Here is a 12,583-nt window from a genome sequence, read left to right on the forward strand (position 1 = left end):
CTAGAGCCTGTTAACACTATTTGCTAGACTTATGCGCATGGAACTGACGCCTGCGCAATTCGCCATCATCGAAGACTGCCTCCCCCGCCAACGGGGCAACGTGGCGGTGAGCAACCTCCACGTGCTCAACGCGATCCTGTTTGTCGCCGAGAACGGCTGCAAATGGCGCGCCTTGCCCAAGCGTTTCGGCAACTGGCACACGATCTATACCCGGATGAATCGCTGGGCCAAGGCCGGTGTGCTGGACCGGGTGTTCGAGCGGATGCAGGCCGCGCAACTGGTGCGCATCCGGCTTGAGGCGATCAGCCTGGACAGCACGATCGTGAAAGTGCATCCCGATGGCACCGGCGCGCGAAAAAAAACGGTCCGCAGTCCATCGGCCGATCCCGCGGCGGTTGGACCACCAAAATTCATATGGCTGCCGCGGATTCCCGCTGCGCCTTAGCCTTCTCACTGTCTCCCGGCCAAGCCGGCGATGCACCAGCCGGCCGCGACCTGCTGCGCACGTTGCCAACACCCCCGGCTGGCTGCCATCTCGTCATGGATCGTGCTTACGAGGGCAATGAAACACGCCAACTGGCCTTGGACCTGGGTTTTGAGCCGGTCGTGCCGCCGCACCCACTGCGAACAAGCCCCTGGCGCTACAACACCGAGATCTATCGAAGAAGAAACGAGATCGAGCGACTCTTCCGGCGGCTCAAAGGCTTCCGCCGCATCTTCAGCCGCTTCGACAAGCTCGACATCATGTTCGCTGGCTTCATCCACTTCGCATTGATCGTCGAATCACTACGATAGTGTTAACAGGCCCTAGGGGAATGTGACCAGGGTCCTGCCGACCGATCCGCCGCCGAGCATGACTTCGAACACCTCTTGCAGGCCCTCGATCGTGGTTTCCCGGGTGCAGATCCGGTCGAGGTGGCGCGGCTTCCAGTCGGAGGCCAGCAGGCGCCAGACTTCGTCGCGGATGTCTCGGGCGGTGCCGGCGGAGGCGACGCCCAGCAGCGACACGCCGCGGATGATGAAGGGCATCACCGAGGTCGGCAGGTCGGCGCTGGCGGCCAGTCCGGCGCTGGCGACATTGCCGTAGGGCCGCGTCTGCGCCAGCAGGCTGGCGAGCATGGGGCCGCCGACGTTGTCCAGGCCGCCGCCGAACCGAACCGATTCCATCGGTCGCCTGGTCGCCAGTGCCTCGCGGCCGAGCACGTCGCCCGCGCCGATCGACTTCAGGTATTCGACGTGCTCCGGCTTGCCGCTGATCGCGTGCACGACGTAGCCGGCGCGGCTGAAGATGTCGACCGCGAGCGAACCGACGCCGCCGGTCGCGCCTGTAACGGCGAGCGGGCCGAGCGATGGCGACTGCCGGTTCTCCTGCATGCGCAGCAGCGCGAGCGCGGCGGTGAAGCCGGCGGTGCCGATCACCATGCTCTCGCGCATCGTCAGGCCGACCGGCAGCGGCACAGCCCACTTCGACTCGAGCCTGGCGTACTGCGCATAACCGCCGTCGCGCGTTTCGCTCAGGCCGCTGCCTGTGACCAGCACCTCGTCGCCTTCGCGAAACTTCGGATCGGTCGAGCGCACCACGCGTCCGGCCACGTCGATGCCGCCGACCAGCGGAAACTGGCGCAGGATCCTGCCTTTGCCGGTGCCTGCCAATGCATCCTTGAAGTTGACCGACGAGAACGCGACCTCGACCACGATCTCGCCCGCGGACAGGTCGTCGATCGAGACCTGTTCGATACCGCCGCGATAACCGGCCGCGTCGTCGTGGATGCGGAAGGCGGCGAAGCTGGCGGGGATCGTCATGTCCGTGTGTCCTTCGGTCCAGTGCAGGCTCGACGAGCCCATCGACCGCGCGACGCGCCGGTCTCCCTTGCTGGTATCAGGCATTGTCACACAGGAGATCCGCCCGCGCGCCGCGCCATCGCACGTGTCGCCGGATGCGATCACGGCATTGCCGCGTCGGACACGACTGGCAACGGGTTCGCCGGACGTCGGCTGGAGCGGATGGGATCGCGCATCGCGCGCGAGGCGTGCACGCATGCGCATGTGCACCGCAGACGCATCGCGCCAGGGTGGCTGCTAGCGAAGCGCTTTGCCGTGCTTCTCGTCGAGCCACTTGCTGGCGCTCGCCGGAGAGTAGCCGCGCATCCAGGCCAGCATGGCGTCGATGTCGTCGCCGTGCCACAGGTCCGCGCGCTGGGCGGCATGCAGGAAACACTCGGCGACCATGCGGTCGATCATGCCGATCAGGGGATCGAAGAAATCGTCGACGTCGAGGAACGCGCACGGCTTGTTGCCGATGCCGAGCTGGCGCCAGGTGAGCATCTCGAACATCTCGTCGAGCGTGCCGAAGCCGCCGGGCAGGGCGACGAAGGCGTCGGACAGGTCGAACATGCGCATCTTGCGCTCGTGCATCGAGCCCACGACCTCGAGCCGGGTCACGCCCTTGTGCGCGACTTCCCACGAGACCAGTTGCTCCGGGATCACGCCGACCACCTCGCCGCCCGCCTGCAGGACCGCGTCGGCGACGATGCCCATCAGGCCGACGTTGCCGCCGCCATAGACCAGGGTCAGGCCCTCCTTGGCGATGCGGTCGCCCAGGGCGAAGGCGCGCTCCGCGTAGGATGGGCGGCTACCCGTATTGGATCCGCAGTACACGCAGATCGAACGCATGTTCATTCTCCTCCGGGACCTGCCGCGCGTGGATCGGGATCGGGCCTGCCGCAGTCCACGGCCTCGATCACGCCACCGCGGTAGCGCATCGACGTGGTGCGGCGGCGGCCGTCGGCATCGGTGTCGTGCCAGAAATCGATCGCATGGCTTCCGGCCGGCGGATCGCCGTCGGAGCCGGCCGCCGAATGGCCCGACAGCGTGCTGTCCGGCGCCCGTCCCATGATCGCCATCGCCTCGCGGTAGTTCATGCCCGGGCGCAGCTGTGCGCAGCGGGCATGGGCGGGGGCGTCGTCGGTGACGGGCGTGGTTCCGGTCGTGGCATGGCTCATGGGCGTGGCGGCCGCGGTGCAGGCGAGGGCGATCAGGGTCGGCAGGCGGAGGCGCTGGAACGGCATTCGACGGTGTTCCGAAGCAAGCGCCCGGGCAGCGTCAGGGCGATCGGTGTGACGGGTGGATGGGCCATACGCAAGCGAAGCCGTGGCACACGGGTTTGGCCTGGCGTCCTTTCCGCGCCGGGTCGATGGCGCAATCGGGAAACGGCGCAGAGCGCGATTCGCGCGACACGGCCGCAGGCGCCACGAACGCCCGCGCCCCGTGGGACTCAGTTCGCCTTGTGGATCGCCCGCTTGTCCACCGCCATCGCCGCATCGTGGATCGCTTCCGACAGCGTGGGGTGGGCGTGGCAGATGCGCGCGAGGTCGTCTGCCGAACCCTTGAACTCCATCGTCAGCACGCCTTCGTGCACCAGTTCCGACACGCCGACGCCGACCAGGTGCATGCCCAACACGCGATCGGTCTCGGCATGCGCCAGCACCTTGACGAAGCCGGCCGGCTCGCCCATCGCCACCGCACGGCCGATCGCCGCGAACGGGAAGCTGCCGGCCCTGTACGGCGTGCCTTCCTCCTTCAGCTGCTGCTCGGTCTTGCCGACCCAGGCGATCTCCGGCTCGGTGTAGATCACCCATGGAATGGTGTCGAAGTTGACGTGACCGGGGAGGCCGGCGATCAGTTCGGCCACGGCGATGCCTTCCTCGAAGCCCTTGTGCGCCAGCATCGGGCCGCGCACGCAGTCGCCGACCGCCCAGATGCCGTCGACGCCGGTGTGGCAGTGCTCGTCGACCTCGATGCGGCCGCGATCGTCGAGCTTCACTCCGGTGCCTTCGGCCAGCAATCCCTTCGAAGCCGCCTTGCGGCCGACCGCGACCAGCAGCCTGTCGACGGTGATCGTCTGCTCGCCGTCCTTGTCGGTGAAGGTCACCGCGACTTCCTTCTTCTTGCCCTTGCCGGTCACCTCGGCCTTGCCGACCTTGGCGCCGAGCCTGATGTCGAGGCCCTGCTTGCGGAATTCCTTCAGTGCGGTCTTCGCCACTTCCGCATCGGCCACGGCGAGGAAGTCGGGCAGGGCCTCGAGGATGGTGACCTCGGCGCCCAGCCGCTTCCATACGCTGCCCAGCTCCAGGCCGATCACACCGGCGCCGATCACCGCAAGGCGCTTCGGTACTTCGGTGAAGTCGAGTGCGCCGACGTTGTCGACGATCGCCTCGCCGTCGAACTTCGCGAACGGCAGTTCGATCGAATCCGAACCCGCGGCGATGATGACGTTGGTGCCGGCCAGCTCGATTTCGGTGTTGTCGTGCTGCTTGACCTTGACCAGGCGGTCGGCGTGCAGCGTCGCGAAGCCGTAGTAGGGCGTGATCTTGTTCGCCTTGAACAGCGTCGCGATGCCGCCGGTGAACTGCTTCACGATCCTGTCCTTGCGCCCGACCATCGCGCCGACGTCGATCTTCGCGTCCTTGAAGCTGATGCCGTGGTCGCCGAACAGGTGGCCCATGTTCCAGAACTGGCGCGAGGAATCGAGCAGCGCCTTCGACGGGATGCAGCCCACGCGCAGGCAGGTGCCGCCGAGCGCCGGCTTGCCGTCCTTGCCCAGCGCGGCATCGATGCAGGCGACCTTCATGCCCAGCTGCGCGGCGCGGATCGCGGCGTGGTAGCCGGCGGGACCGGCACCGATGACGACGACGTCGAATTGCTGTTGTTCGCTCATTTCATTCGCCCACGTGATTCGTGATTGGTGATTCGTGATTGGAAGAAGCGAATGCTCCGAGTCGCGACGTGATCCGTTTTTCCGAATCACCAATCACGAATCGCCAATCACGGCATGGTCTTCGGCCTACAGGCCGAGGACCATGCGACCAGGATTCTCGAGCTGGTTCTTGATGTCGACCAGGAACAGCACCGCGTCCTTGCCGTCGATGATGCGGTGGTCGTAGCTCAGCGCGATGTACATCATCGGCGCGGCGATCACCTTGCCGTCCTCGACGATCGCGCGGTCCTTGATCGCGTGCATGCCCAGGATCGCGCTCTGCGGCGGGTTGACGATCGGCGTGGAGAACAGCGAGCCGAAGGTGCCGCCGTTGGTGATGGTGAAGGTGCCGCCCTGCAGGTCCTCGAGCTTGAGCCCGCCCTCGCGCGCGGCCTTGGCGAAATCGCCGATGCCCTTCTCGACGTCGGCGAACGACATGCGCTCGACGTTGCGCAGCACCGGCGTGACCAGGCCGCGGTCGGTGGAGATCGCCACCGAGATGTCCGCGTAGCCGTGGTAGACCACGTCGTCGCCGTCGACCGAGGCGTTGACCACCGGGTAGCGCTGCAGCGCGTTGGCCGCGGCCTTGGCGAAAAAGCTCATGAAGCCGAGCTTGACGCCGGTGTCCTTCTGGAACTGCTCGCCGAGCTCCTTGCGCAACGCCATCACCTTGCCCAGGTTGACCTCGTTGAACGAGGTCAGCATCGCGATCGATTCCTTCGACTGCATCAGCCGCTCGGCGATGCGCTTGCGGATGCGGGTCATCGGCACGCGCTGTTCCGGGCGGGCGCCGCCGGACACGCCGGGAGTCTTGCCGGCGGCATAGTTGACCAGGTCTTCCTTGGTCACCGCGCCGCGGCGGCCGGTGCCTTCGACCTGCGACGGGTCGATGCCTTCCTTCTTCGCGGTGAAGCGCGCGCCGGGCGGGAGCTCGTCGGTGCCGCCCGAGACCGGCGCGGGCTTGGTCGAGGCAGGAGCGGCGGCTTCGGCCTTGGCCGCGCCCTTCTTCTCCTGTACTTCCTCGGGGCCGGCGGCAGGCTTGTCGTCCTTCGCGGCGGCGGCTGGAGCGGACTCGGCGGCGGCTGCGCCTTCCTCGATGATCGCCAGCAGCTGTTGGCTGGTCACCGTGTCGCCCTCCTTGAACTTGATCTCCTTGAGTACGCCGTCGACCGGCGAGGGGACCTCGAGCACGACCTTGTCGGTCTCCAGGTCCACGAGGTTCTCGTCGCGCTTGACCGCGTCCCCCGCCTTCTTGTGCCAGCCGGCGATGGTGGCGTCGGAGACGGACTCGGGGAGAACCGGAACTTTGACTTCGGTGGCCATGGGATGGCGTCCTTGGGGCGTTGAAGGCGGGGCGGTGTTATTCGGCGATCTGGTCGCCGGGCGGATTGACCAGCGCGTCGGCGACCAGTTTCAGCTGTTCTTCCACGTGGTCGGCGAAATGGCCGACGGCCGGCGACGGCGAGCGGCTGCGGCCGGCGTAGCTCAGGGCCTGGCCCTTGGCCAGGCAGCCTTGCAGGTGGTGCTTGATCTGGTACCAGGCGCCCTGGTTCTGCGGCTCCTCCTGGCACCAGACCACGTCGGCGGCCTTGCCGTGCTTCGCCAGTTCGGCCGACAGCAGTTCGCGCGGGAACGGATAGAGCTGCTCGATGCGGACGATGGCCACGTCCTCGAGTTCGCGCTTCTGGGCGTCCTCGAGCAGGTCGTAGTAGACCTTGCCCGAGCACAGCACCACGCGCCTGGCCTTCTCCGGATCGACCGAGGGGTCGGGAATCAGGTGCTGGAACTCGCCGTCGGCCAGCTCGTCCAGCGTGGAGACGGCCAGCTTGTGGCGCAGCAGCGACTTCGGGCTCATCACGATCAGCGGCTTGCGCGTGGCCATCTTCATCTGCCGGCGCAGCATGTGGAAGCACTGCGCGGGCGTGGTCGGCACGCAGACCAGCATGTTCTCCAGCGCACACAGCTGCAGGAAGCGCTCCAGGCGCGCGGAGCTGTGTTCCGGGCCCTGGCCCTCGTAGCCGTGCGGCAGCAGCAGGGTCAGGCCGGAGATGCGGCCCCACTTGGCCTCGCCCGAGGCGATGAACTGGTCGATCACCACCTGCGCGCCGTTGGCGAAATCGCCGAACTGGCCTTCCCAGATGTCGAGCGTGTTGGGGTCGGTGGTGGAGAAGCCGTACTCGAACGCCATCACCGCTTCCTCGCTGAGCAGCGAGTCGATGATGGTGCACTGCTCGGGGCTTTCGGCCAGTTGCCGCAGCGGCAGGTAATAGCTGTCGGTCTTCTGGTCGTGCAGGATCGCGTGGCGGTGGAAGAACGTGCCGCGGCCGGCGTCCTGGCCGACCAGGCGCAGGCCGTGGCCCTCGGCCAGCAGGGTGGCATAGGCGAGATTCTCGGCGAAGCCCCAGTCGCCCGGGATCTCGCCGGCGGTCATCCTGCGCCGGTCCTCGTAGATCTTGGCCACGCGCGGATGCAGGTGCACGCCGGCCGGGATGGTGTTGATGGCCTCGGCGAGCTGCCCGAGCGTGGCCTTCTTCACCCGGGTGTCGACGCTGTCGTACAGCGTGCCGGTCAGGTACTTCGACCAGTCGATGGTCAGTTCGTAGTCCTCGGGCTTCGAGCCGGCCAGCTCGGTGGTGACTTCGCCGGCGTCGAGCTTGTCGCGCAGGCTGTCCATCATCGCCTTCGCCGCCTCGGCCGTGACCACGCCGGCCTCCGCAAGCCGCGCGGCGTAGAGCTCGCGCGTGCTCGGGTGCTTGCGGATGGTCTGGTACATCAGCGGCTGGGTCGCCGCCGGCTCGTCGGCCTCGTTGTGGCCGTGGCGGCGGTAGCAGACCAGGTCGATCACCACGTCCTTGCGGAACTGCTGCCGGAACTCGTAGGCCATCCTCGCCACGAACACCACCGCTTCGGGATCGTCGGCGTTCACGTGGAACACCGGCGCGCCGACCATCTTGGCCACGTCGGTGCAGTACAGCGTGGAACGCGCGTCTTCCTTGTTGCTGGTGGTGAAGCCGACCTGGTTGTTGATGATCACGTGCAGGGTGCCGCCGACGGCGAAGCCGCGCGCCTGCGACATCTGCAGCAGTTCCATCACCACGCCCTGGCCGGCGAACGCGGCGTCGCCGTGGATCAGGATCGGCAGCACCTGGCGCCGCTCCTCGTCGCCGCGACGCTCCTGGCGCGAACGCGCGCTGCCGGCGACCACAGGGTCGACGATCTCCAGGTGCGAGGGATTGAAGGCCAGGGCGATGTGCACCGGCGCGCCCGGGGTGGCGATGTCGGCGGAGAAGCCCATGTGGTACTTCACGTCGCCGGCGTGGGCGCGTTCATCGTGTTCGAACTTGCCCTCGAATTCGTCGAACAGCTTGCGCGGGCTCTTGCCCAGGGTGTTGACCAGCACGTTGAGGCGGCCGCGGTGGGCCATGCCGATCACGATGTCCTTGACCTTGTCGAGCCCGGACTGGCGGATCACGCTGTCGAGCAGCGGGATCAGCGAATCACCGCCCTCGAGCGAGAAGCGCTTCTGGCCGACGTACTTGGTGTGCAGGTAGCGCTCCAGCCCTTCCGCGGCGGTGAGCCGCTCCAGCACGCGGGTGCGGGTCTCGGCGCTCAGGTTGTAGTCGCCCGCTGCGGTCTCCAGGCGCTGGTACAGCCACTGGCGCTGCTCGACCTCGGGGATGTGCATGAACTCGGCGCCGATCGGGCCGGTATAGGTCGCCTTGAGCCGCGCCAGCAGGTCGCGCAGCTTCATCCGCGGCTGCCCGGCCACGCCGCCGGTGCTGAACTCGCCGTCGAGGTCGGCTTCGGACAGGTTGTGGAACGGCAGGCCGAGGTCCGGCGGGTTCATCGGCGGGGTCAGCGCCAGCGGATCGAGCTTGGCGCCGAGGTGGCCGCGCGAGCGGTAGGCGGTGATCAGGCGGCCGACGTTGCGCTCGCGTTCGTCGCTGGCACCGGTGCCGCCGGCGACCACGCCGCGCGCCGCGCGCCTGCCGGCCTCGGCCACGGCCGCGACCACCGGGGAGTGCGGCACATCGCCGGCCTCGCGCCCCTGGAAGCCGTCGAACCATGCCTTCCACTTCGGCCCGACGCTGTCGGGAGAGACGAGGTACTGCTCGTAGAGGTCCTCGATGTAGGCGGCGTTGGCGCCGAGCTGGGAGGACTGCGCAAACTGCTTCAGGAGACTGTCCACGTCGGGCACATCGGACTCAATTGGGGAGGCAAGCGCCTGATCCGGAACGGAAATTCGGCGTCCGGCAGCGGGCATATGGGGAGTCGCGCATTATAGCCGCTGCCCTTGTCGCGATGCATCATGCTTTGGACGGATGCACGCCCTGCGTTCGGGTGGCGGACAGACCGGGTATGGCGGCGATCAGAGCCCGAGTGCGCGCAGTTCGCTGCACGGCCTGGACCGCTCCCACACCTGGTCGAAGGCCCCGCTGAGTTGCCGCGCCCGCGCCCGCGCGGCGCTTTCGGTTTCGCCGTCGAATCGGTGGCCGAGCGAGCGGAAGTAGTAGCCGCCGGCGTCGCTGGCGATGAAGGCGGAAGGATAGGTCCGGTCGACCGGGTCCTCGACCTCGCGCAGCGCGAACACGCTGGGAAGTCGCTGCGCGAGCCCGATCAGCGGCGCATGGGCGCGCTGCGCGGCGGCGGCGTCCTGCAGCAGGATGCGCGCCTCGCCCCCGACACCGGCGGTGCCGAAGCGGCGCAGGGCCTCGACCACGCGCGGCTGGTCGTACAGGCCCGGGTCGAGCTCGCGGCTGTAGATCCACAGCCGCCGGCGCGCAGCCAGGACGATCGCGGCGGTCGTGGCGACCGCGGCGGCGCGATCCTCGACCGCGACCGGGCGGTCGAGCCGGAACCGCATGGCCAGGTGCTCGATGCCGGCCTCGACGAAGCGTTCTCCCACCGGCGTGAAGCCGTGGGCGCGATAGAACTCGATCGCCCCGGCCTGCGCGTGCAGCGTCACCTGGCGCAAGCCGTCCTCGCGCGCCAGTCGCAGCAGCGCATGGAGCAGGGCGCTGCCGACGCCGTGGGCACGCCAGCCGGCCAGCACCGCCATGCGCCCGATCCGGCCCTCCGGGCTGAGGCGGGCGGTGCCGATCGCGATCCCGGCGGGGTCGCGCGCCAGCACGTGGCGGCAGCGCGGATCGAGGTCGTCGCGCTCCAGTTCCCGCGGTACCTGCTGTTCCTGCACGAACACGGCCTCTCGCACCGCGCGCAGGTCGTCGAGCGCGGCGGTGTAATCGACAGCCAAGACCTGGAACGGGCCGGTCGCGATCGTCAAGATTCCTCCGCCGACAGCAGGCGGTAGTGGCCGGCCTGCAGCAGGGCGTACACCGCGTCGCGCCCGGCCGCGGACAGCGCCGCGTAGGCCCTGCCGTCGAGGCGTTCGCTGGCGGCGATGCGTTGTGCGTCGCGCACGGGCAGGGAATGGTCCTGCCCGGACACGTACAGCCGCGCGCCGCTGGCCGCGCGCCGCCAAGCCATGCGCGAGAACGGATGCCGGTGCAGCGCCGCGCCGTCGTGGTCGAGCGCCCATTCGATCTCGATCCGCGAGCGCGCCTGCCCGTCGTCCGCGGCCACCTCGGCATTGCGGTAGCCGGTGATGAAGCGGCCGAACCAGTCGCCGAGGCGGTCGGGATCGTCGAAGCGCAGCACGTTCAATGCCTCGACCACGCGGCACATGGCCTCGGCGTCGATCTCGTTCGGATCCTTCGCCGGGACAAGGTCGGGATCGCCGTAGCGGATCGCCTCGTCGGCATCCGCGGCCAGCGTGTCGATGTAGTCGCCCATCAGCTCGGCCGCGGACGGCGCGCGCATGCCGATCGAGAAGGTGAGGCAGGGATCCTCGGCCACGCCGTGGTGCGGCACGCCCGGCGGCAGGTAGAGCATGTCGCCGGGGCCGAGCACCCAGTCGTGGGTCGGGTTGAACTCGCGCAGCAGCCGCAGCTCCACGTCGTCGCGGAACCCCAGCGGCGGCGCGTTGCCGGCGTCGACCTGCCAGCGGCGATGGCCATGGGCCTGCAGCAGGAACACGTCGTACTGGTCGACGTGGGCGCCCACCGAGCCGCCGGTGGCGGCGAAGCTGACCATGATGTCGTCGATCCGCCAGCGCGGCAGGAAGTCGAACCGCGGCAGCAGCGCGGCGACGTCGACGTCCCACTTGTCCACGTCCTGCACCAGCAGGGTCCAGTCTCGCTCGCCGAGGGTCGGGAACAGCGCTTCCGGGAACGGGCCGTGCTGCACCTGCCAGGCATCGCGTTCGCGGTCGTGGCGGACCAGGCGCGACAGCGCGAACTCCTCGCAGGCCAGGCCGGCGAGATCCTCGGGTTGGATCGGGGCGACGAATCCGGGGAATGCGTCGCGCACCAGCAGCGGCCGCTTCTGCCAGTAATCGCGTAGGAACCGCGCCGGCGGCATGCCGAGCATCTGTCCGTCGCTGCCGTGGACCTCGATCGGGAGGCTGGCGTTCATGGTGTCGGGGCCGCGGCCCGGGCGGCCTCGTCGGCCAACCGCTTTTCCAGGCGCTCGGCCCCTGTCTGCGCATAGGCCAGGCAGGCGCCGGCGTCGACCAGCGGCCGGTGGGCATCCGGTCCGATGCGGCCCCACAGCCCGCTCGCCGACGGATGCGGAGTGACCAGGATGTCGCAAGGCAGCGCGGCGATGCGCGCCAGCGTGTCCCGGAACGCGGCCAGGTAGCCCGGGTGCGCGGCGTCATCGCCGTAGCGGTAGTCGTCGTCGGAGATGGCGGTCAGGCTGTCGGCGTAGACCACCTGCCGGCAGTCCTGGCCCTCGCAGGAGCGCCAGGTCCAGCTGGTCCCGCCGGGCGTGTGCCCGGGGGTGGGGATCGCGTGCAGTTCGACCTCGCCGGCGCGGACCACGCCGTCGTCCGGTACCCGGCGCACGTCGGCCACCGCCGCAAACGGGTCGAGCACGAGGAATTGCGGATCGCTGCGGTCGCTGGCGCCGCGGCGCAGCGTGGCGATGGCGGGCGCCAGGGCGAACACCGGCGCGCCGGTCGCCTCCTGCAGCGCCGCCAGCCCGCCGGCGTGGTCGAAATGCTCGTGCGACAGCACGATCGCCTTCACGTCGCGGGGATCGAAGCCGAGCTTGCGGATGCTGTCCACGATCAGCCCGCCGGCCTTCGGGGTGGCGCCGTCGACCACCACATGGCCGCCGGGCGAGGTCACCAGCAGGGCGCTGATGCCGCAGGTGCCGACGTACCAGGTATTGCCGTGGATCCGCAGCGGGGTGGCCGGATCGTTCCAGCCCGACCTGTCGCTGCAGCGCTCGGCAGGTGGTTCGACGACGGTCTCCGCGGCTGGCGCGGCTGCGGGCGCGTGCGCCATGCCGGTGGGCGGTGCGGCGGGCGTGCACGCGGCGAGCCACAGCAGGACGGCGGGAAGCAGCAGGCGTCGGGTGTTCATGTGGCGATCTCGTCGTAGCCGCGGCCGAGGAATTGCAGCAGACACCAGCCGTGGCCGAACGGATCGGCGAGCTGGACGATCCGGCCCCAGGCGGCCTCGCGCACCTGGCCCTCCCGGGTCGCGCCGGCCGCCAGCGCGCGCGCCAGTGCGGTGTCGAGGTCGTCGACCACCACGTCGCAGTGCAACGGGGTCCAGTGCCGGTGGTAGTCGCGGGGACGGCCGGCGGCCCCGTCGCTGTCGGCGGCCTTGCGCAGCAGGTAGATCGGCGCCTCGGCGCCGACCAGCTCGAGCACCGCGTCGCCGAACCTGCGCGCCGGCGCGAGGCCGAACGCGGCGACGTAGAACGCCTCCGCGGCGGCGAGATCGGGAACGTCGATGTTGAGCAGCAACCGCATGCGGA

The 12,583-nt window shown here is 69.0% G+C and carries 11 protein-coding genes; 1 reads left to right on the forward strand and 10 read right to left on the reverse strand.

Annotated elements, in window-relative coordinates; genetic code table 11:
* Positions 1–37: 37 nt before the first annotated feature.
* Positions 38–795 (forward strand): IS5 family transposase gene (locus JMO03_RS11540; RefSeq protein ID WP_202840579.1). Its coding sequence is split into 2 segments (ribosomal slippage): positions 38–353 and positions 353–795, totalling 759 coding nucleotides; the frame shifts between segments, so codons are not numbered across the junction.
* A gap of 12 nt (positions 796–807) precedes the next feature.
* Here JMO03_RS11540 and JMO03_RS11545 read toward each other — a convergent pair.
* From JMO03_RS11545 to JMO03_RS11590, 10 genes are all read right to left on the reverse strand, one after another.
* Positions 808–1,803, reverse strand: coding sequence for a YhdH/YhfP family quinone oxidoreductase (locus tag JMO03_RS11545; RefSeq protein WP_202843470.1), 996 nt, complete (start codon positions 1,801–1,803; stop codon positions 808–810).
* Positions 1,804–2,079: 276 nt separating this feature from the next.
* Complete coding sequence (locus JMO03_RS11550; RefSeq protein WP_202843472.1) at positions 2,080–2,673, reverse strand: LOG family protein; 594 nt, start codon at positions 2,671–2,673, stop codon at positions 2,080–2,082.
* Between the two features lie 2 nt (positions 2,674–2,675).
* Positions 2,676–3,068, reverse strand: coding sequence for a hypothetical protein (locus JMO03_RS11555; RefSeq protein ID WP_202843474.1), 393 nt, complete (start codon positions 3,066–3,068; stop codon positions 2,676–2,678).
* A 206-nt stretch (positions 3,069–3,274) separates the two neighbouring features.
* Positions 3,275–4,717, reverse strand: a complete 1,443-nt coding sequence (lpdA, locus tag JMO03_RS11560; protein WP_202843476.1) for a dihydrolipoyl dehydrogenase — start codon at positions 4,715–4,717, stop codon at positions 3,275–3,277.
* Positions 4,718–4,843: 126 nt separating this feature from the next.
* Positions 4,844–6,079 (reverse strand): dihydrolipoyllysine-residue succinyltransferase, encoded by a 1,236-nt coding sequence (sucB, locus tag JMO03_RS11565; RefSeq protein WP_202843478.1) that lies wholly within the window; start codon positions 6,077–6,079, stop codon positions 4,844–4,846.
* Positions 6,080–6,116: 37 nt separating this feature from the next.
* A complete protein-coding gene (locus JMO03_RS11570; protein WP_337926407.1) occupies positions 6,117–8,945 on the reverse strand; it encodes a 2-oxoglutarate dehydrogenase E1 component in 2,829 nt (942 codons plus the stop codon).
* A gap of 180 nt (positions 8,946–9,125) precedes the next feature.
* Positions 9,126–10,040 carry a GNAT family N-acetyltransferase gene (locus JMO03_RS11575; protein ID WP_425491833.1) on the reverse strand — a complete coding sequence of 305 codons (915 nt, stop codon included), beginning with the start codon at positions 10,038–10,040 and terminating at the stop codon, positions 9,126–9,128.
* Complete coding sequence (locus JMO03_RS11580; protein ID WP_202843480.1) at positions 10,037–11,230, reverse strand: JmjC domain-containing protein; 1,194 nt, start codon at positions 11,228–11,230, stop codon at positions 10,037–10,039. Before JMO03_RS11580 ends, JMO03_RS11575 begins: the two co-directional genes overlap by 4 nt.
* Positions 11,227–12,183 carry a subclass B3 metallo-beta-lactamase gene (gene bla, locus JMO03_RS11585; RefSeq protein WP_202843481.1) on the reverse strand — a complete coding sequence of 319 codons (957 nt, stop codon included), beginning with the start codon at positions 12,181–12,183 and terminating at the stop codon, positions 11,227–11,229. The genes JMO03_RS11580 and bla overlap by 4 nt, the downstream gene beginning before the upstream one ends.
* Positions 12,180–12,578 (reverse strand): VOC family protein, encoded by a 399-nt coding sequence (locus JMO03_RS11590; RefSeq protein WP_202843482.1) that lies wholly within the window; start codon positions 12,576–12,578, stop codon positions 12,180–12,182. Before JMO03_RS11590 ends, bla begins: the two co-directional genes overlap by 4 nt.
* Positions 12,579–12,583: the final 5 nt, after the last annotated feature.

It is taken from the genome of Luteimonas saliphila (genome assembly GCF_016774335.1).
GTDB lineage: Bacteria > Pseudomonadota > Gammaproteobacteria > Xanthomonadales > Xanthomonadaceae > Luteimonas > Luteimonas saliphila.